We start from the raw sequence: 20659 nt of genomic DNA on the forward strand, positions 1-20659 counted from the left end.
CCGGCTCGAGTCGCTACTCGCCGAGTTCCGTCGTCGCCAGGCCGACATCGCTCGCTCGGGCGACAAACCCGACCGCATCGAAGTGGCCCGTGCGTGGCATGCCGAACTTGTCGACCACCAAGTGGCGGCGCCCGGGTGGCCTCGCGAAGTCGGTGGACTCGATCTGTCGCTGGCCGATCAGCTGGACTACTACCGGATGACCACGGATGCGGGTGCACCGCCGCATCCATGTCCGTTGTCGTTCATCCTCGCCCCGACGCTCATCGCGCACGGCACTCAGCCGCAGAAGGACCGCTTCCTGACACCGTTGCTGCGCGCGGACGAGTTCTGGTGTCAAGGGTTTTCCGAGCCCGGGGCGGGCAGTGATCTGTCCTCGCTGTCCACCCGCGCTGTCCGCGACGGCGATGTCTACCGGGTGACGGGCCAGAAGGTGTGGACCACGATGGCCGACCGCGCCGACTGGATGTTCGCGCTGGTTCGGACGGGGTCGGGGGACAAAGCATCCGACGGGATCAGCTATCTGTTGATCCCGATGAAAAGCCCGGGGATCACCGTGCGTCCGCTCCGCGACATCAGCGGCGCAGCGCATTTCGCCGAGGTCTTCCTCGACGACGTGGAGGTGCCCGTTGAAAACGTGGTCGGGGACGAGGGCGCAGGCTGGTCGATCATGCGTACGTCGCTGGGTCACGAACGGGCCACCGCGTTCCTGGCTGACGAGTTCAAGTACCGGCGCACGGTCGACCGGGTGATCGATCTGGTTGTCTCCCAACGGCTCGACGACGATCCGCTGGTACGTCAGGATGTCGCGCGGCTGGAGTCCGGCGTCCGCGCCATCGCCGCGAACAGCGCCCGCGCACTGGCCGCGGTGCTGCGCGGTGAGGATCCAGGCGCTGTGGCGTCGGTGAACCGGCTGGTGAAATCGGAGTTCGAGCAGGACATGCACGCGCTCGCGTTGCGTGCGACCGGTCCCCATGCCGCGCTGGGCAGCCGTGCACCCGACGCGGTCGACGGCGGGCGCTGGACGTTCGGCTACCTGATGAGCCGTGCGACCACCATCGGCGCGGGAACCGCGGAGATCCAACGCAACACCATCGCCGAGAGCGTGCTGGGGCTGCCGTCGCACCGGGGCGAGGGGAACCGGGTTGCCGCTGTCACGCCCGGCACTCCGCTTGCGCTGCTCGAGGAGGACGAGCGCGAGCTGCGCGAGGTGCTGGCGGCGACCCTTCGGACCAAGGTGGACGTCACGGCATTGCTCGACCGCGAGCGGCCCGTCGATGCCGCCGAACCCGAAGTGTGGTCGGCGCTCGTCGAATTCGGGCTACCGGGTCTTGCCGTCGATGAATCCCTGGGCGGCGCCGGCGCTCGACCACGTCTGCTGTACGCGGCCATCGAGGAAGCCGGAAAAGCCTTGGCGCCTGCACCGCTCGTTCCGACGGTGAGCGCGCTCGAGGTCGCGTTGCAGTGCGGCGCAAAGGCTTTGGTCCAGCGGATCACCGGCGGCACCACTGCCGCCTTCGCAGTTCCGGTGAACCACAGCGGCTGGGTGACCAGCGGCCCTGAGCTGCCCGAGTGGGACGGGGTGGGTCTTCACGGTGTGGTTCCGATTGTGGCGGGAGCACCGCACGCCGAGGTGTTGGTGGTACTGGCGCGCCTCGCCGGTGGCGCCGGTGACGTAGTGGTGGCCGTCGAGGCGTCGGGCGACGGTGTCGACGTGACGGCCCGTCAGCCGCTCGACCTGACCGCCACCATCGGCTCGGTAACGTTGAACGCTGCCGAGGGTGAGGTGCTCGCCGACGGAAACGACGTAGCCCGGGTGCTGGGTACGGCCCGCCGCCAGGCTGCGCTGGCGGTGGCTGCGGACTCGATCGGGGTGGGCTCGCGCGCCTTGGCGATGGCCGTGGACTGGGCGGGCGAACGCCACCAGTTCGGCCGACCGATCGGCAGCTTTCAGGCGGTGTCGCACCGGTGCGCGGACATGCTCGTCGCGTTGGAGGGTGCGCGCAGCCAGGTGCTGGCCGCGGCCCAGGACGAGGACTCGGGATACCTGGCGGATCTGGCCGCCGCGACCGCGCTCGACGCCGGCGTCGCCGCCGCCGAAGGTGCACTGCAGATCCACGGCGGTATCGGCTTCACCTGGGAGCATGCGATTCATCTTCTGCTGCGCCGCGCCCAGGCCAACGCCGTGCTGATCGGCCGTTCCGATGCGCTACGCGACCGGGCCGCCGGCGAACTACTGGCACCGTACCAACAGCGGGCGCTGAGCCGCTGAGACGTCACATCGAAAAGGAAGACGGCAACGTGGAATACGGCATGGGACCTGAATTGGAGACCTTCCGCGCCGAGGTACGCGCATTCATTGCGGAGCATGCACCGCCCATACCGCCGCGGGCGGGCGTGCGCAGTGCCGAGAACGAAGCCGAGCTCAAGTCGCTTCAGGACTGGACGGCGCGCCTGTTCGAAGCCGGCTACGTCGGCGCCGACTGGCCCGCGGAATTCGGCGGCCGCGACGACCGCTCGGCAGAACACGCCATCGTGGTGGCCGAGGAACTGGCCCGGGCGGCAGTGCCGGGCCTGCCGAGCGGCAACGCCCTGGCATCGCACGCATTGCTGCACTACGGCACCGATGAGCAACGCCGCAGGCATCTGCCCCAGATCCGGGCCGGCCGACAGCTGTGGTGCCAACTGTTCAGCGAACCCGGTGCCGGAAGCGACCTGGCTTCGCTGCGCACCCGCGCGGTGCTCGACGGCGATACCTACACCGTCGACGGGCAGAAGGTGTGGACCACCGACGGGCACTGGGCCGACTACGGATATCTGTTGGCGCGCACCGATTCCGACGCCCCCAAACACAAGGGCATCAGTGCGTTTATCCTCGACATGTCGAGCCCGGGCATCACCGTCCGCCCGCTGCGCGAGTTGACTGGTACCTCGGACTTCAACGAGGTCTTCTTCGACTCGGTCGAGGTGCCTGCCGAGGCAATGATCGGAGCGCCGGGGCAGGGCTGGGGGATTGCGAACGCCACGCTGGGGCATGAACGCACCAGCGTGGGCGCCGCGGTCGTCAAGCTGCGGCTGGCCATCGAAGGACTGGTCGACCTCGCCGCCCGGGTCACCGTCGACGGTCGCCCCGCGATCGAAAGCGATCGGGTCCGCGATCGGATCGGTGAGTTCAGTGCCGGGGTGGAGGCGCTCTCCGCGCTGACGTACGCCAACCTCACCCGCTGGCTGCGCGGCACCGAACGCATGCACGACGGCGCGATGGCCAAGCTGATGTTCAGCGAATTGAATCTCGAGATGGCGCGTTTCGCCGTCGAATTAGGTGGTGAGGTAGGTGTTTTGGTGGAAGGCGACCCGAATGTTCTGGATGGCGGTCGTTGGCAGGACGAATGGCTCTACGCCCGGGCCTACACCATCGCCGGCGGCAGTTCGGAGATTATGCGCAACCTGATCGCCGAGCGGGGCCTGGCGCTGCCGCGGGACCGGCGCTGAATGTCAGGCCGTGAGCAGCGCCGCCCGGTGTTCGCCGACGCTCCCGTTGAAGGCCTCGTCGACCTTGATCCGGCGCAGGAACAGATGCAGGTCGTGCTCCCAGGTGAAGCCGATGCCGCCGTGCACCTGCAGCGCCGCGCCGGCCACCTTGGCGGCAGCCGACTTCGTGTACGCCGCCGCCGCGGACGCGGCCCGGGACCGTGCGGGCGCCGACGCGGTATCCAGCGCGAGCGCCGCCGCCCACAAACTGGCCCTGCCGGCCTCCACCGCGACGGCCATGTCGGCGCAGTGATGTTTGACAGCCTGGAACGACCCGATGGGTGCGCCGAACTGTTCGCGCTGGCACGCATAGGCCACCGTCATGTCGAGCAACCGGGCCGCCGCGCCCAGCGCGTCGAACGCCCGATGCACCGCCAGCGCGTCGCGCAGCAGTGCCAACGTGCCGGAAGGCAACTGGGTCCAGTCGGCGATCGTCGCGTCGAGGTCCATTCGCGCCCACGAACGGCTCAGATCGAGCGTGGACATCCCCGACAGCGTCGGGGCATTCAGGACGACCAGGTACTCACCGTCGTCCGCCTGGCCTGCCACCGCGATGGAGCCCATATCGGCGGCCATCGGCACCGGGCGGGTGACACCCGGCAGCCGCAGCGCATCGCCATCGAGACTGGCGTCGGGACCAAGCGCCAATCCGGTCAGTTCGCCGTCCTCGGCGGGCGAGCCCACGCGGTCGAACAGCCAGCCCGCGATGTTCAGATCCGCGACCGGGAGCGAGCTCGCGGCGTATCCGTGCGCCTCGGTGACGACGGCGAGATCCACGTGGGTGCCGCCCATTTCGGGGGTCAGGAGTGCGAGCAGGCCCGATTCGGCGGCATGGGCCACCGCTGCGGAATCGACGGTGACAGGCGCGGCGTCCAGCGTTGCGCGGATCCTGGCGACCGGGTCGTTCTTGGTGAGCCAGGCCCGCTCGGCGGCGGCGAGTTGGTCTTGTTCGTCACTCAACCCGAAGTCCATCGCAACCCCTTCTACTAAGTTGACCTAGTAAACCATGTCCTCTAGGTTCAGGTGACAGGCTTTCGCCGGGAGGGCCGATTCGGAAAGTCAAGATGACGAGCATTCACGAGGCGCTGGGACGGCTCTGGGACGCCAACGACCACGACCGCATGCTGGAATGCGACGGGCGCTGGGTGTCCTGGGGTACCGTTCGGTCGCTCACCGAGCGGATCGACGGGGAGTTGACCGCGGTGGGGTGCGGCGCAGGTGGCCGGGTCGCCGTCGTGCTGGGCAATCGGATGGAGTCCGTCGCGGCGCTCATCGCGATCTTCCGGGGCGGACGCACCCTGGTGACCATCAGTCCGCTACAGCCGCCGGAACGGCTGAGCGCCGATCTCGCTGCAGCGCAGGTGTCCTTCGTCCTGGCACCGTCGGCGCTGTGGTCCGAGGACGCATTCAGCCGCGCCGTCGCCGAACTCGGCGCAACCGGCTGGAGCCTCGACGCCGATACGGTCGCCGTCCGGGCCCCGGGGACAACCGACGCGGCGAACGGCGATCCCACCGTGGCGATCGAGATGCTGACGTCGGGGACGACGGGCGCCCCGAAGCGCATCCCGTTGACCCGCGCACAGCTGGAGGCCTCCCTCGCGGCGGCGTTGCGGCACAACGACCGTTCCGACGCCAGGACCAAGCCCCCGCTGTCGGGCACCGTGGGCATGGTGACATTGCCCATCGTGCACATCGGCGGGCTGTGGGCGTTGTTGCAGTCGCTGGTGGCGGCCCGTCCGATCGCGATGCTGGACCGCTTCACCGTGCCGGGATGGCATGCCGCGATCAAGGAGCATCGACCCGCCGTCGCCGGGCTGCCGCCGGCGGCGATCCGGTCAGTGCTCGACTCCGACATCCCGCGCGAAGATCTGGCGAGCATCCGCGCCATCAACGCGGGCACCAGCCACGTCGATCCCGAACTGGTCGACGCGTTTTACCAGCGGTACGAAATCCCGATCCTGGTCGTCTACGGCGCGACCGAGTTCTCCGGCGCGGTGACGGGCTGGACTGTCAAGGACTTTCACACCCGATGGACCGACAAGAAGGGCAGCGTCGGGCGGGCTTTCCCCGGGGTGGGGCTGCAGGTCGTCGACGACGACGGCGCTGCGCTCGGCCCGGGGGTCAGCGGCAGGCTGCAGGTCGCCACCCCCCAGGCCGGCAGTCCCGGTGAATCCTGGGTCACCACAAGTGATTTAGCGCACCTCGACTCCGAAGGCTTCCTGTACATCGACGGTCGCGCCGACGACGTGATCATCCGCGGCGGCTTCAAGGTGGCGCCGGAGACCGTGGTCCGGGCGCTGCGCGCGCACCCGGCTGTCGCCGACGCCGCTGTAGCGCCGATGCCGGACCGGCGATTGGGCGATGTCCCCGTTGCGGCTGTCGAGTTACGCAGCGGTGCCGCAGCCGATCCCGAAGGTCTGCGCGAGCACTGCCGGGCCATGCTTACCCCTTATGAGGTGCCGGCCCGCGTCTTCGTCGTCGACGAGTTGCCTCGTGGAGCGGCGCTCAAGGTCGACCGGCGCCGTCTGATCGCACTGCTCGAGGACCTTGGCGTGCCGACCGTTCAACCGGCTGGAGCGGGTTGAAACTCTCGCAATGCCAATCCAATCCGAAGGAGGCACACTGAGCATGGGTCGAGTTGAGGACAAAGTCGTTCTGATTACCGGCGGCGCCCGCGGTCAGGGCCGCAGCCACGCGGTCAAGCTGGCCGAGGAGGGTGCTGACGTCATCCTCTTCGACATCTGTCACGACATCGAGACCAACGAATACGCGTTGGCGACATCGCGCGACCTCGAAGAAGCCGGTCTGGAGGTGGAGAAGACCGGCCGCAGGGCCTACACCGCCGAGGTCGACGTCCGCGACCGAACGGCGTTGAGCCGCGAACTTGCCAACGCGGTCGCCGAATTCGGCAAACTGGACGTGGTAGTCGCCAATGCGGGCATCTGTCCCTTGGGCGCCGATCTCCCGGTTCAGGCCTTCGCCGATGCCTTCGACGTCGACTTCGTCGGTGTGGTCAACACCGTCCACGCCGCGCTGCCGTATCTGACGTCCGGCGCGTCGATCATCACCACCGGGTCGATTGCCGGGCTCATCGCGGCCGCACAACCCCCCGGGGCCGCCGGACCGCAGGGTCCCGGCGGGGCGGGCTACAGCTACGCCAAGCAGCTGGTGGATTCCTACACCTTGCAGCTCGCCGGGCAGCTGGCGCAGAAATCCATCCGCGCCAACGTCGTTCATCCCACGAACGTGAATACGTCCATGCTCAACAGTGCGCCGATGTATCGGCAGTTCCGGCCGGACCTGGAGACGCCGAGCCGAGACGACGCGCTGCTGGCGTTCCCCGCCATGCAGGCGATGCCCACCCCCTACGTCGAAGCCTCGGACATCTCGAACGCGGTCTGTTTCCTGGCTTCCGACGAGTCCCGGTACGTGACCGGCCTGCAGTTCAAGGTCGACGCCGGTGCAATGCTGAAGTTCTAGGAGGATCAATGACCACCACCGAGAAGACCGGCGCCGATGCGGCCGCCGAAGAGGGCAGCATCACCGACGAGGACATCGAACGCGCCAAGGGCCAGATCGGAATTCCCGTCCACCAGCGCGACGAAGCGTGGCACAAGCTGCCCTCGGCCGACGCCATCACGCACTTCGCCTTCGGCTGCGGTGACGACAACCCGTTGTTCCACGATCCGACGTACGGGCCGTCGACGCGCTGGCACAGACAGATCGCGTCGCCGACCTTCCCGATCGCGACGGGCCTGGACCAGACCCCGAAGTTCACCGATCCGGAGCGGAAGAAGTTGTTCCGCGGGCTGTTTCGCGGTACCGGCAAATACTACTCGGGGGTGAAGTGGACGTGGTACCGCCCGATCTATGCCGGCCGGCCGGTGTTGGCGGAGAACTACACGCTCGACGTCCAGGTGAAGGACAGCGAATTCTCCGGTGGGCGTTCGGTCAAAGAGACTTACCGGTATCTCTACGTCGACATCGACGGCAACCCGATCGCGACCCGTGACGAGTCCTACATCAACGCCGAGCGTCACGGCTCGAAGAAGTCCGGCAAGCTCAAGGACATTGCCCGCAAGCACTGGAGTCCCGAGGAGTTCGCTCAGGTCGAGGAAGAGTACGAGGCAGAGGTACGGCGGGGCGCCGACCCGCAATGGCGGGAGGATGTCTCGGTCGGTGCTGAACTTCCGGGAATCATCAAGGGCCCGTTGACCGTGGTCGACATCATCTCGATGCACATGGGATGGGGCTGGGGCGGCTACGGCGTGGGGCCGCTGAAATTCGCCCACCAGTTGCGCAAGCGGATGCCGGCCTTCTACGAGCCGGATGAGTACGGCGTACCCGACGTCGTGCAACGACTGCACTGGGATGCCGAACGCGCTCAGGCACTGGGTATTCCGGCGCCGTACGACTACGGCCAGATGCGTGCGGCGTGGGTGAGCCACTTGCTCACCAACTGGATCGGTGACGACGGCTGGCTGGCCGAGATGGACCTGCAGTTGCGTGGCTTCAACTACCACGGGGATGTGCACCGGTGCACCGGGACGGTCACCGCGAAGGGCGACGGGGCCGAAGACCCGGTCTCGCTGGACGTCTTCGCGACCAGCCAGCGTGACGAAACCACCACGCGGGGCACCGCCAAGGTGCTGCTGCCGTCGAAGACGACCGGCGCTGTGGTGCTGCCGATCCCGGATGCCGATCTCAGAAGGCGCGGCGCGCAAGTCGTTTCGCGCATTTCGGGGAAGGTCGGCGAAGAGATGCGACGACTATATGGAGAGTGAGACCAAAACATGAAGAGACTCGTTCTAGAGCCGGAGCACGAGGCGTTCCGGGAGACGGTGCGTCAGTTCATCGATCGTGAGCTCGTGCCCAACGCCGAGCAGTGGGAGAGCGACCGTCTCGTCGACCGCTCGGCGTTCGTCGCTGCCGGCAAATACGGACTGATCGGGTTCAACATGCCGGAGCAGTACGGCGGCGGCGGAGTGGACGACTTCCGGTTCAACGCGGTGATCGACGAGGAGATCGCCCGCTACGGAGGGCCGGCACCGTCGCTGAGCCTGCAGAACGACGTTGTGGGCCCGTACTTCTCGTCGCTGGCCAACGACGAACAGAAGCAGCGCTGGCTGCCGGGCATCATCAGCGGCGAGCTGATCGTCGCGGTCGCGATGACCGAGCCCGGCGCGGGCAGTGACCTGGCCGGTATCCGCACCTCGGCCGTCCGCGACGGTGATGACTGGATCATCAACGGCGCCAAGACGTTCATCTCGTCGGGTATCAACGGCGACCTGGTTGTGGTGGTCTGTCGTACCGACCCCGAAGCCGGCCACAAGGGCTTCACGTTGCTGGTAGTCGAGGCGGGCATGGAGGGCTTTTCCCGCGGCCGCAAGCTCGAGAAGATGGGGTTGCACTACCAGGACACCGCCGAGCTGGCCTTCGAGAACGTCCGGGTGCCGTCGGCGAACCTCTTGGGCAAGGAGGGACGGGGCTTCTATCACCTGATGCACAACCTCCCGTCGGAACGGTTGTCCATCGCCATCTCGGCCATCGCCGGCGCACGCGAGACCTGGCGGCAGACATTGCAATACGCCAAAGACCGCAAGGCTTTCGGCCAGTCGATCGGCAGCTTCCAGCACAACCGGTTCCTGTTGGCCGAGATGGACACCGAACTCGACATCGGCGAACAGTACGTCGACCGTTGTCTGCAGGCCGTGGTGGACGGCGAACTGACGGCAGTCGAGGCATCGAAAGCCAAATGGTGGTGCACCGAGACCGCCAAGAAGGTGATCGACGGCTGCGTCCAGTTGCACGGCGGCTACGGCTATATGACCGAATACCGCGTCGCCCGCGACTACATGGACAACCGCATCATGACGATCTTCGGTGGCACCACCGAGATCATGAAGGACATCATCGGCCGCGATCTCGGGCTGTGATTCCGCTGTGGTGAACGGCATCTCGACCGAGCACGACGACGCAGTCATGCGGATCCGGCTGGACCGGCCGGCGAAGCTGAATGCTGTCGACACCCCCATGCTCGACGAGTTGCGGGCCCGGCTCGGCGACGCCGCGACCGACGACTCGGTACGCGCCGTCCTGCTCACCGGCGCCGGCCGGGCGTTCTGTTCTGGCGGCGACCTCACCGGCGGTGACACCGCGGGCGCGGCTCACGCCGCCAACCGGGTGGTCCGGGCGATCACCTCGCTACCCAAGCCGGTGATCGCGGGGGTGTACGGTGCGGCGGTCGGCTTCGGATGCGCGCTGGCGCTGGCCTGCGACCTGGTGGTGGCCGCGCCGTCGGCGTACTTTCAGTTGGCCTTCACCCGGGTCGGGCTGATGCCGGACGGTGGTGCGTCCGCGCTGCTGCCCGGGCTGATTGGGCGAGCGCGTTCCGCGCGGATGGCGATGACGGCCGAAAGAGTGCCTGCGGCAACCGCGTTCGAGTGGGGGATGATTTCACATCTCACTGCCGACGGCGATTATCAGTCGGTGCTTGCCGATGTGCTGCGGTCGGTTTCCGGCGGCCCGACGTTGGCGTTCGGCTGGACCAAGCGTGCGCTGGCCGCGGCGACCTTGACCGAGCTGGAGGCGGTGCAAGCGATCGAGGCCGAGGGGCAGTTGGCGTTGATCGACACCGCTGACTTCAGGGAAGGCGTGCATGCCTTTCGGCAACGGCGCACCCCGGGTTTTTGCGGTCACTGAACGAAGGAGAGCCGACGTGACAATCCAAAGGGCGCGAGTAGACGGGCTTGACGTCGAGTATGCCGACACCGGGCGCGGTCCAATCGTCCTGTTCGTGCACGGCGTCTATGTGACCGGCGCCTTGTGGGACGACGTCGTGGCGGAACTGGGTGATGGGTTTCGCTGCATCGCGCCGACCTGGCCGCTGGGCGCGCACAGCACATCCACCGACGGTGCCGACCTCGGCGCCGAGGCGGCTGCGCGGCGCATCGTCCACTTCATCGAGGCCCTCGATCTCGCCGATGTCACCGTGGTGGCCAACGACACCGGCGGCGGCCTGGTGCTGGCATCGTTGGGTGATCCGACGCTGGACACATCGCGGATCGCCCGTTTGGTGCTGACCAATTGCGATAGCTACGAACACTTTCCGCCCGGCTCCTTCGTCCAGATCGTCAAGCTGTGCCGTTTCAGCACCGCGCTCGGTGGTGCTGTTGTGCGCCTGCTGGCCACCGGTCCGGGGCAGGTTTTATTCCTCAAGGCCGTGTCCAAGCACCCCCCGGCTCCCGAACGCCAACGGGAGATCTTCGGGGCGTTCGCCACCAGCGGGGCGGCCCGCCGCGACGCGGTCACGGTGACCGCCGCACTGGATCCGGCTCTCACATTGCGCGCCGCCCCGGCGATCGAGGCGTTCGACAGACCCGTCACCTTGGCGTGGGGCACCGAGGACCAGCTGTTCCCCCTCGACCACGCCCGCCGACTGGGCGACGCATTCCCGCATGCCACGTTGATCGAGATCCCCGACAGCTCGACCTTCGTCATGCTCGATGCGCCAAGGGAACTCGCCGAAGCGATCCGCAACGGCTGCTAGGGAGCATCGCTGATGGACCAGGGTTTGCCCGGCGCGGCCGTCTGCGCTGACCAGCGATCTGGTTCGGCTGGCCGTCAGTGTGTCGATAGTAGACCTCGACAATACTTACCTAGTAACCTATGTTGGCACTACGTCAACGCGGCCGGCAGGACGGAGGTGAGCGGATGCAAAAACCGATGACCGGCGTACGCGTCCTGGAGGTTGCCCAATTCACCTTCGTGCCTTCCGCCGGCGCGGTCCTCGCCGACTGGGGTGCCGACGTCATCAAGATCGAGAACCCGGTCACCGGAGATGCCCAACGGGGACTCGTCACGGTCGCCGGTCGCTCCGCCGCCATGCCGGGAGTCTCGTTTTCGCCCACGATCGAAGCCCCTAATCGCGGCAAGCGCAGCGTCGGACTGTCCCTGGCGTTGAACCAGACTCGGCCCGCGTTCGAGGAACTCGTCAGGCGCAGCGACGTCTTCCTGACCAACTTGTTGCCTCAGGCGCGGGCGAAACTACGGATCGACCTCGATGAGGTACGGCGTATCAATCCGTCGATCGTCTATGTCGCGGGCAGCGGCTTCGGGAGCGAAGGGCCCGATCGCGACACGGGCGCGCACGACGCGACGGCCTTCTGGGCGCGCGCCGGCAACGCCGAGGGAGTCACCCCGACGGAATCCGAGGTGCCGACCGGTATGCCGGCGGGCGCGTTCGGCGACAACATCGGCGGCATCACCATCGCGGGCGCGGTCGCCGCCGCCCTCTACGGCAGGCAAACGACTGGGCAGACATCCGTCATCGACGTGTCCCTGCTGGCGGTCGGGGCGTGGGCTAACCAGTCCAGCGTCAACCTCGCCATGCTCTACGGCTGTCCGCTGCCGAAGATCGATCAGCGGACCCAGGCGCCGGGCAACCCGCTCACCGGCGCCTACCGGTGCTCGGACGGCCGCTTCATCCAGCTTTCGATGCTTCAGCCCACCCGGTACTGGACCGCCGTCTGCCGGCTTTTCGGACTCGCGGAAGCCGCCGTGGACGAGCGATTCGCCGCGCTGGAGTCATTGGCGGCGCACGCCGACGAGGCCACCACGCTGCTCGCCGACGCGATCGGGTCGCGGACCTTCGAGGACTGTACGCGGCTGCTGAGTCTGCTACGGGGCCAATGGTCTCCGGTGCAGGACGCCTGGGAGGTCGCCCATGACGAGTCGTTGATCGCCAACGGGCGCATCGCCGATGTCCGGGACGCTCAGGGTAACGAGCAGCGGCTGGTGGCGAACCCGGTGAAGTTCGATGAGGCGGCAGCCCACCTGACCCGGGCGCCGATGTTCGCCGAGCACACCGACGAGGTGCTGCGGGAACTGGGGATCGAGGATCATGAACTGATCGAGCTGAAGATCGAAGGCGCCATCACCTGAGCGTCGGTCAGGTTGCGACTATCGACGGCGGCGGCGTGAACCCGGGGTTCGCCAACGCCGTTGCCATACCGCTGCCGATCGGTCCATTTTGGTCGAACAGCGTCGCTACCCCGGTGGCGACCCCCGCGTGGCTGTAGTGCGTCACCGCAGCCAATCCGATGTAGACGCCGTCTGGCAAGCGACTGAGCGTGATCGTGTAGTCGGCATTGATGAACTGCAACCCCTCAGTGCCCCAATGGGTTAGTGAACTGGTGACATCTGCGGCCATGACGGCGCGAGTGAAGGGTGACAGTGGTTCGTCGTCGACGAGCAGCTTCGTCTCCCGCATCCACGCGAACTTCTGCCCGTCGTGTCGCCACTCGGTGATGCCGACACCCGGACTGCCCGCGACCGGGTCGCGACCGTACGAGTGAAATACCATCGGGAGATCATCAGCCAACACAACGGGCTCTGCCGGGATTTCGGGCATCGTGACGGGCGACGTCCACACCGTGTCCACGGCATGCTCGGTGCGGCGAAGGAACAGCGCACTGGCCCGGGCCACCATCACGTCGTCCTGCGTCATGACCGCGTCGACCAGTCGAAGTCGACGGCCGTCACGCACCACTGACGAATGCGTCTGCAAGGGTTGCAGCGCCACCGGCCTGAGCAGGTCCACCGTCAGCCGTGCGGGCTGAAGGTCGACGCCGTCGACTTCTCGCTCGACCGCTCGTCCCAGTAACCCGCCGACGTAGTTGCCGCTGATTGACGGACCCCATGGCCCTCTCGCCAAACGGGTTGGTACATAGTCTTTTCCGTCTCTGACGAAGAAGCAGGTCGGTCCTGCTGTCATCGGAGACTCTCTCGAAGTCGGCAGCGCTCGAGAAGGATCTGTGCCAGGCGTTCCGGATGACTGAACATGACGTCGTGGCAGGCGTCGACGGGGATCACCTCGTGCACTCCGCCGAGCGCGGCCATGCTCGCGTGCTGGGACTTTTGCGACAGGGCCCGGTCTCGGGTGGTCAGCACCCAGGTGCGCGGTACATCGTCCGGAAATCCGCTGCGGTCCACGGGTTCCGCGGGAATCCGCGCCGCTTCGGTGTACAACCTCGACATCGCCAGTCGGCGCTGTTGCTTCGTCATGCCGTTGCAGAACGCGTACTGTGCGGCCAGGCTTGGAACCTTGAACGGTCTGCCGCCTCGAGCGGCGAAGCGCGCGAAGGCCGCCAGCGGACCGCCCAAGGTGTCGACGATCGCCTCTCCCTGACGAGGGACGAACGCGCTGACGAGAACCATCTCGCGTACCCGTGCGGAGCCGAGCTTGGTGACGACGCCGGGGACCGTCACACCTGCCATCGAATGGCCGGCGATCACGATGTCGCCCAGGCGTTCCCCTTCGATGTCGGCGACGACGGAGTCCACCCATTCGCCGATGGTGGCGGTCGCGAGTTCTCCCGGCGTGCGGCCGCGGCCGGGTAAGTCCACGGCCAGTGTGCGCAATTCCGGCTCCTTGCGGCGCAATTCGGCGACGACGAGATCCCAACAGTCGCCGGCGTGTTCGCCGCCGTGGACGAGTACGAGGTCGGGCAGCGTCATGGTAGGCCCTTTATCGGTCGATCAACTGGCAGGTCAGCATATCGATGTCGGCACGGAAGTCTGCGAAGCTCCTACTGGCCGGCTCGATGGTGATCCACGTGACGCCGGCCTCGGCGTAGGTGTCCAGCCGTGGTTGCACCGCGGTGCAGAATTCCACGCAGTTGCCGGTGGCGAGCAGGTCTGCTTCGAAGGGGACGAATGAGACATCGGCTGCGACGCGGCCCAATTCGTCGCGCCGCTTGTTGACCTTCGCAATCCAGTCGCCGAGGGTTTCAACGTCCTCTAGCGGGCGGGCGCGGGTGATGGTGGCCATTTCACCCGACGCGGCCATCGGCATCCAGCCGTCGGCGACCTCGGTGACGCGGCGCTGTGCGGCCGCGCCGTTGCCGCCGATCCAGATCGGGGGACCGCCCGTGGTGAGCGGCGGTGGCAATGCGACGTGACCGCTCACGCCGAACTCGGGCCCGTCGTGGTCGACGCCGGCCCAGGTCGCCTTCCACGCCCCGATCGCCTCGTCGAGTAGGGCACCACGGTGGTCGAAATCAGCTCCCAACGCGTCGAATTCGGCCTTCAGATAGCCCGCACCGGTACCTAAGGTGAACCGACCACCCGAGAGCACGTCGAAACTCGCGGCAGCTTTCGCCGTCAGGAACGGATTGCGATAACCCGATACCACGATGTAGGTCATCAACCGGATGCGGGTGGTGGCGGCCGCGGCGAAGCTCAGCGACACGAACGGGTCGAACGCGTGGTGGCCGCCGCGGGCCAACCACTCCCGGTCGGGATATGGGTGCTCGGACATCGAAAAGGCGTCGAAGCCGGCGTCTTCCACCAGTCGCGCGACGTCGCCGATGCCTGCGCCCTCGCACCACCGGTCCCAATGCTTGACCGCCCGCATCGGGAACATCAGGTTGTAGTGCACAGCACCCCTATCTCACCAGCGATCGCGCGATGACCTCGCGCTGAACCTCGGTAGCGCCTTCGCCGAGCCGCTTGACCCGCAGGTCGCGAAACCATCGCTCCAACGGCAGCTCGGTGGAGATGCCCAGCGCGCCGTGGATTTGGATGCACCGGTCCAGAACTCGGTAGGCGGCCTCGGTGCCGAACATCTTGGCCACCGATGCGTCTACCCGGACATCGTGTCCGAGGTCGGCGTTCCAGGCGGCTTGGTACATCAACAGCCGGGCGGCGCGCAGGTCCACCTCGCTGTCTACCAGCATCCACTGGATGCCCTGCTTGTCGGCGAGCCTGCCCCCGAACACATCCCGGTCCCTGGCCCATGGGCAAGTGATGTCCAGAGCGCTCTGCGCGATGCCGATCGGCGCGGCCCCGTACACGATGCGGCCGTGCACCAGGAATTCGCTGGCCAGCGAAAAGCCCTGTCCCTCATCGCCGATCAGCTGTTCGGCGGGCAGCCGCACATTGTCGAAGTGCAGTTCGTAAGGGGCGAACGACGCCATGACCGGAATGGGGCTGAATGTGACGCCGGGGGTGCTCTTTTCGAGAATGAACGCCGAGATGCCGTGCCGACCCTCGCCGGTCCGGGCGTACACCACCCCCCAGTCGGCGTCGGGGGCGTGCGAAATCCACATTTTGGAGCCATTGAGCAGGTAGTAGTCGCCATCACGCGTCGCCTTCAGCTTGATCGCGCGGGCGGGGTCCGATCCGCCGGCTGCCTCGGTGATCGCGGTGTACGCCTTGGACATGGTGCCGTCGATGACGGGTCTTGCGTACTTTTCGAACTGCTCGGGCGATGCCTTGAACATGATGTTGGGCGGGTTGCCACCGAACGCACCGAGAGCCGGAAAGAAGGCTCCCATACGGCATTTCGCGGCTTCTTCGGCGACCACCACTTGGCCCAGCACACTGAGTCCGGCGCCGCCGTACTCCTCGGGCGTCTGCAGCGACCACAGTCCGAGCTCTCTGGCTTTGGCCTGCAACTCGACGAGCTGTTCGCGGGGCAGCCCGACCGTGTCGTGGTCCAGCTTCTCCTCGATCGGGTGAACCTGGGTCTCCATGAACCGCCGCACCGTGTCGCGCAGCATGACCAACTCTTCCGGCAGCTCCCATGCGCCAGAAGGCCGTTCGGTCATCAGACTCGCGCCGCTGCTGCCGCCCGCAGCTCGCGTGCGCTTTGCAGCTGCGGCTCGTGGTTGGCCTCGTATCGCTCGATCCACTCGTGTGGCAGCCTGCCCCACGCCTCACCGATCCGCAGCCGCTGCTCTGAGCTGAACACTTCCGCGGCGACGACGTCACCGACGAAGATGGTGTTCTCGTCATTGTCCAGCGACCTGGTGATGCGGCACTCGACGTAGCTGTGCGCGTCGAGCAGGATCGGCGCGCCCGTGACGCCCGGCTTGGTGCGTAGCTTCGAGATCTTGTCGCCGTCCCGGCCGGAACTGCCGCCCAGGGTCATCAGGATCTCCATCGACTTATCGATCTCGTCCTGACCGGCCGACAGCATGTGCATGACGAAAATGCCGGAGTTGACCAGCATGTCGTGGGTGCGGTTGTACTTGGTCAGGCTGACGGTCGCGCGGGGCAGTTCCGGCACGATGCTCGCCGAGCCGGCTGAGAGCGACATCAAACCGTTGGCGAAGCCGCCGTCGATCGTGGTGATCGCCACCGGGAACGGCCGGAGTCCGGCCAGCACCTTCTCGGCTGCTGTGATGTCGATCGTCATGTCTGTTTCTCCTTGTCGATGGGATTGAGGTCAGCCGAGTGTGAACGGATCACGGGTGTGTCCGGATAGCTCTACCCACATCGCCTTGGTTTCGGTGAAGTTCTTCACCGCGTCGATGCCGTTCTCCCGCCCGATGCCGCTGTAGCCGACACCGCCGAACGGAACATGCGGCGCGACAACGCGGTAGGCGTTGACCCACACCGTGCCGGCCCGCAGTTTGGCGGCCACCCGGTGTGCGCGGTGGACGTCCTTGGTCCATACCGCCGCGGCCAACCCGAACTCGGTGCCATTGGCGGCGGCGACGGCCTCGTCCTCGTCGGCGAAGGTCATCACCGCCAGCACGGGCCCGAAGATCTCCTCGGCGACGGCGCGCATCGAGGGGTCGACACCGGTCAGCACCGTCGGCTTGACGAAGTAGCCGCCGAGGTCGCCGGCGGGCTCGCCGCCGTAGGCGACCGTCGCTCCCTGCTCGCGGGCGGAAGCGAAGTGCGACAACACCTTCTCGTACTGCGGCAGGTTAGACACCGGCCCCATCTCGGTGCCTGGATCCTTCGGGTCGCCCAGCTTGATGGTCGCCGCGCGGGCGACGATCTTCTCGACCAGCGCGTCGGCGACACTCTCGTGGACCAGCAGCCGCGAGCCCGCCAGGCAGGTCTGACCGGTGGCGGCGAACACGCCGGCGATGACACCGTTGGCTGCGGCATCGAGGTCGGCGTCGTCAAACACCACCTGCGCCGACTTGCCGCCGAGTTCGAGGGAAAACCGGGTCATGTTCTCGATCGCGGCCTTGCCGACCTGAATGCCGGTGGCCGTCGACCCGGTGAACGCGATCTTGTCGACCCCTGGATGCGACGCGAGTGCGGCACCCGTCTGCGGGCCCCAGCCGGTGACGACGTTGATCACTCCGGGCGGAAAACCAGCCTCGGCGAACAGCTTTGCGAACGCCAGCGTTGATGTCGGGGTGTGGTCGCTGGGCTTGACGACGAACGTGCAACCCGCGGCCAGCCCGGCGGCGAGTTTCCACGTCAACAGCAGCAGCGGTGAGTTCCAGGGTGTGATGGCGCCGACCACGCCGACGGGTTCATCGCGGGTGTAGACGAGGTAGTTGGGCTTGTCTACCGGGATGACGTCGCCCTGCAGCTTGTCCGCCAGCCCGGCGTAGTAGAAGTAGTAGTCGGGCAGCGACCGCATTTGGCCGACCATTTCGCGAAGGAGTTTGCCACCGTCGCGGACCTCGAGTTCGGCCAGTTGCTCCGCCTCGCGGGCAATGATCTCGCCGAGGCGCCACAGCAGCTTGCCACGGGCGGTCGCGGTGAGCGCACCCCACGGTCCGTTGAGCGCGGCGCGGGCGGCGGCTACCGCGCGATCCACGTCGGCAGCTCCGCCGTCGGGTACCCGCGCCCACGGTCGGCCGGTGAACGGATCGACACTGTCGTAGGTTAATCCCGATGAGGCAGCGGCGGATTCGCCGCCGATCAGCAGGTCGAATTCGACCAACTGGTCGGCCGCGGTGTCAGTCATGCGTCCCACTCATCGAGTACGCGGCCGCTTCTTGTTGTTGAGCGAATCGGGGCTGGCGCCGGCGTTGCCCAAGTCGGTGAAGAACTTGCCGTGTCGGGCCGCGGCACTGGGGGTCAGATCGCGGGCCTCCCACATCGCGCGCACGGTTCCCTGAACGCCATTGGGTCGGCGCGCGGCGATTTCGGCGGCCAGTTCGAAGGCGCGGACGCGTAGTTGATCGTCCGGGACCACCTCAGTCACGAGTCCGATTCGCAGGGCGGTCTGCGCCGACATGCGCTCCTCGCTGCCGAGCAATGCCCAGCGCATCACCTCGCCGTAGGGCACACCGAGAGCCAGCATGCCCATTGGTTCCAGTGCCGAGACGATGCCCGCATTGGCGTGCGGATCGAAGAAGGTGGCCGTCTCACTGCAGATCGAGAAGTCGCACTCGTTGACGAAGTACATGGCGCCGCCGGCCACGATGCCGTGCAGTGCCGCGATCACCGGCTTCCACACCTTGTGCGCCTTCGGCCCCAGCAGTTCGCCCGGGTCTTCCTGGTTGAAGATGGGCTTGTGAGTCCACCAGGTGCCTTCGGTGACGTCGATTCCGGTGCAGAATGCGCGCTCGCCGTTGGCGCGCAGCACCGCGACCCGAATGTCCTCGTCGTCGCGGACGCGGGCCCATGCCGTGGTCAGGTCGGCGGCCATCTGCTCGGTGAAGCTGTTCAGCCGTTCGGGCCGGTTCAGGGCGACGGTGGCGACGTGTTCGGTGACGTGGAACTCGATGGTGGCCAGGTCGGTCTGCTCGGTCACGGGCGCTCCTCTGTCGATCCGGTCGGTACCGGCATCTTCGCACCCGGTTCGTTGACGTGGTTCACCTGGTTAGCGATCTCCCGTTTGAGGATCTTGCCCGCCGGGCCCAGTGGGAACTCGCGCAAGTACGCGAACCGGCGCGGCTGCTTGTAGCCGGCGAGTTCGGCGCGGCAGAGCGCAGCCAGTTCGGCGGTCAGTACGTCCCGATCGCTGACGTGCGAGGTGGGAATCACCGCAGCGACCGGCGTCTCGCCCCATTCCGCGTCCGGTACTCCGACCACCGCCACCATGTCGACACCGGGGTGTTGCGCGATCACCCGCTCGATCTCCGCCGGGTAGACATTGAAGCCGCCGGAGATGATGAGGTCGGTTTTGCGACCGGTGATGTGCAGGTAGCCCTCATTGTCCAGGTAGCCCAGGTCACCGGAGCGAAGCCCGTCGGGACGGAAGGTTTCGGCGGTCTGTTCGGGCCGGTTCCAGTAGCCGATTGCGTTGGCGGGGCTGGTGATGACGATTTCGCCGACGTCACCGGTTGAAGCGTCGTTGCCGTCGGGATCGATGATGCGGATCACGCACATCGGGGTCTCCCGGCCGCACGAGGTAGCGATCGAAGTTTTGCCCGCGACGATGTCGCGGTGATCCTGCGGGGTGAGAATCGTTGCCTGTCCGCCGCATTCGGTCAGGCCATAGCGTTGCTGCAGGTCGCAGCCGAGCAGGTCCATCGCTTTACCCGCCAACCCCGGCGGCACGGGGGCCGAACCGTAGGAGATGCGCCGCAGGCTGGACATGTCTCGCGGCGGGCCGTCTTCCAGGATCGCCAGCGTCCGGTGCAGCATCGTCGGAATGAACGTGGTGAAAGTGATGGCGCTGCGCTCGATCTCGTCGATCACCGCCTGCGGGTCGAATCTTTGATGAATGACCATGGTCTGGCCGAGGTACAGCCAGGACACCGTGCGCACCATGCCGCCCGCGGTGAAGAACGGCGTCGTCGCGAGCATGATGTCGGAGCGGTTGGCCTCGGTGACCAGATTCGTGTCCGCCGCCTGATAGAGCAGGGCGCGGTGAGTGTGCATCACGCCCTTGGCGCGACCGGTGGTGCCGCTGGTGTACAGGATGACCGCGACGTCGTCGGTTGCGACGTCGCGCCGCCCCCGGCCGGGTGTCGCCTGCGCCAGCGCTGTCTCATAGTCGGTGACCAACTCGCACGTCCCGAATGCCGCATTGGCGCCCACGCCCAATACGATTGCCAGATCACTCAGTTCGCCCAGGAACCTGTCCAGGTGGTCGGCATGGATGATCGCCGCGCGCGCTCCGGAATCGTCGCGGACGTGGGCCACCTCGTCCGGAGCCAGCCGGATGTTCACCGGCACCGCGATCAGCCCCGCCTTGGCCAGGCCGAACGAGATCTCCGGCCATTCGATGCAGTTGCGCGCGAGCACCATCACCCGGTCGCCCGGTTCCAGCCCCCGGCGTGTCAGGAAGCCGGCCAGCCGCCGCGCCCGCTCGTCGACCTGCGACCAGGTGAGTACCCGGTCGGCGTCGACGAGGGCGCGCTTGCCCGGATAGCGGCGCGCGTTGTTGGTCGCGATGTCACCGATGAGCATCAGGTGAAGAGAC

Annotated in this window: 18 protein-coding genes; 9 read left to right on the forward strand and 9 right to left on the reverse strand. The window is 66.9% G+C overall.

Annotation, left to right across the window (positions count from 1 at the left end):
- Nucleotides 1-2269: acyl-CoA dehydrogenase family protein (locus VGG53_RS15945; RefSeq protein ID WP_331519032.1), on the forward strand; the 2269-nt coding region annotated here is incomplete at its 5' end.
- A 29-nt stretch (nucleotides 2270-2298) separates the two neighbouring features.
- Nucleotides 2299-3489, forward strand: a complete 1191-nt coding sequence (locus VGG53_RS15950) for an acyl-CoA dehydrogenase family protein (protein WP_331519033.1) — start codon at nucleotides 2299-2301, stop codon at nucleotides 3487-3489.
- 3 nt (nucleotides 3490-3492) lie between these two features.
- On the opposite strand, the gene VGG53_RS15955 is transcribed toward VGG53_RS15950, so the two are convergent.
- Entirely contained in the window at nucleotides 3493-4500 is a 1008-nt protein-coding gene (locus VGG53_RS15955; protein ID WP_331519034.1) for an acyl-CoA dehydrogenase family protein, read from the reverse strand.
- Nucleotides 4501-4592: 92 nt separating this feature from the next.
- Between VGG53_RS15955 and VGG53_RS15960 the strand changes: the two genes are divergently transcribed.
- The 7 genes from VGG53_RS15960 (at nucleotide 4593) to VGG53_RS15990 (ending at nucleotide 12471) form a co-directional block, all read left to right on the forward strand.
- Complete coding sequence (locus tag VGG53_RS15960) at nucleotides 4593-6113, forward strand: class I adenylate-forming enzyme family protein (protein WP_331519035.1); 1521 nt, start codon at nucleotides 4593-4595, stop codon at nucleotides 6111-6113.
- Nucleotides 6114-6156: 43 nt separating this feature from the next.
- Nucleotides 6157-7008, forward strand: coding sequence for a mycofactocin-coupled SDR family oxidoreductase (locus VGG53_RS15965; RefSeq protein WP_331519036.1), 852 nt, complete (start codon nucleotides 6157-6159; stop codon nucleotides 7006-7008).
- A gap of 8 nt (nucleotides 7009-7016) precedes the next feature.
- Nucleotides 7017-8312 carry an FAS1-like dehydratase domain-containing protein gene (locus VGG53_RS15970; RefSeq protein ID WP_331519037.1) on the forward strand — a complete coding sequence of 432 codons (1296 nt, stop codon included), beginning with the start codon at nucleotides 7017-7019 and terminating at the stop codon, nucleotides 8310-8312.
- Nucleotides 8313-8321: 9 nt separating this feature from the next.
- Nucleotides 8322-9464, forward strand: coding sequence for an acyl-CoA dehydrogenase family protein (locus VGG53_RS15975; protein ID WP_331519038.1), 1143 nt, complete (start codon nucleotides 8322-8324; stop codon nucleotides 9462-9464).
- Between the two features lie 10 nt (nucleotides 9465-9474).
- Nucleotides 9475-10230 (forward strand): enoyl-CoA hydratase, encoded by a 756-nt coding sequence (locus VGG53_RS15980; protein ID WP_331519085.1) that lies wholly within the window; start codon nucleotides 9475-9477, stop codon nucleotides 10228-10230.
- Between the two features lie 16 nt (nucleotides 10231-10246).
- Nucleotides 10247-11077, forward strand: coding sequence for an alpha/beta hydrolase (locus VGG53_RS15985; protein WP_331519039.1), 831 nt, complete (start codon nucleotides 10247-10249; stop codon nucleotides 11075-11077).
- 164 nt (nucleotides 11078-11241) lie between these two features.
- Nucleotides 11242-12471 carry a CoA transferase gene (locus VGG53_RS15990; protein WP_331519040.1) on the forward strand — a complete coding sequence of 410 codons (1230 nt, stop codon included), beginning with the start codon at nucleotides 11242-11244 and terminating at the stop codon, nucleotides 12469-12471.
- Nucleotides 12472-12478: 7 nt separating this feature from the next.
- Here the strand turns inward: VGG53_RS15990 and VGG53_RS15995 are convergent, their stop codons facing one another.
- Genes VGG53_RS15995 through VGG53_RS16030 form a run of 8 tightly spaced genes read right to left on the reverse strand, consistent with a single transcriptional unit; the run spans nucleotide 12479 to nucleotide 20646 of the window.
- Nucleotides 12479-13303 (reverse strand): thioesterase family protein, encoded by an 825-nt coding sequence (locus VGG53_RS15995; protein WP_331519041.1) that lies wholly within the window; start codon nucleotides 13301-13303, stop codon nucleotides 12479-12481.
- Entirely contained in the window at nucleotides 13300-14046 is a 747-nt protein-coding gene (locus VGG53_RS16000; RefSeq protein WP_331519042.1) for an alpha/beta hydrolase, read from the reverse strand. The genes VGG53_RS15995 and VGG53_RS16000 overlap by 4 nt, the downstream gene beginning before the upstream one ends.
- 10 nt (nucleotides 14047-14056) lie before the next feature.
- Nucleotides 14057-14953 (reverse strand): TIGR03619 family F420-dependent LLM class oxidoreductase, encoded by an 897-nt coding sequence (locus VGG53_RS16005; protein ID WP_331519086.1) that lies wholly within the window; start codon nucleotides 14951-14953, stop codon nucleotides 14057-14059.
- Between the two features lie 22 nt (nucleotides 14954-14975).
- Nucleotides 14976-16139 carry an acyl-CoA dehydrogenase family protein gene (locus VGG53_RS16010; protein WP_331519043.1) on the reverse strand — a complete coding sequence of 388 codons (1164 nt, stop codon included), beginning with the start codon at nucleotides 16137-16139 and terminating at the stop codon, nucleotides 14976-14978.
- Complete coding sequence (locus VGG53_RS16015) at nucleotides 16139-16729, reverse strand: flavin reductase family protein (RefSeq protein WP_331519044.1); 591 nt, start codon at nucleotides 16727-16729, stop codon at nucleotides 16139-16141. The genes VGG53_RS16010 and VGG53_RS16015 overlap by 1 nt, the downstream gene beginning before the upstream one ends.
- A gap of 30 nt (nucleotides 16730-16759) precedes the next feature.
- Nucleotides 16760-18250, reverse strand: a complete 1491-nt coding sequence (locus VGG53_RS16020) for an aldehyde dehydrogenase (RefSeq protein ID WP_331519045.1) — start codon at nucleotides 18248-18250, stop codon at nucleotides 16760-16762.
- A gap of 9 nt (nucleotides 18251-18259) precedes the next feature.
- The gene (locus VGG53_RS16025) at nucleotides 18260-19042 is read right to left on the reverse strand and encodes an enoyl-CoA hydratase/isomerase family protein (RefSeq protein ID WP_331519046.1); all 783 of its coding nucleotides are present in this window, start codon (nucleotides 19040-19042) and stop codon (nucleotides 18260-18262) included.
- On the reverse strand, nucleotides 19039-20646 hold the full coding sequence (locus VGG53_RS16030; protein WP_331519047.1) for a class I adenylate-forming enzyme family protein: 1608 nt from the start codon (nucleotides 20644-20646) through the stop codon (nucleotides 19039-19041). The genes VGG53_RS16025 and VGG53_RS16030 overlap by 4 nt, the downstream gene beginning before the upstream one ends.
- Between the last annotated feature and the right edge of the window lie 13 nt (nucleotides 20647-20659).

It is taken from the genome of Mycobacterium sp., assembly GCF_036490025.1.
In the GTDB taxonomy this organism is placed as follows: Bacteria; Actinomycetota; Actinomycetes; order Mycobacteriales; family Mycobacteriaceae; genus Mycobacterium.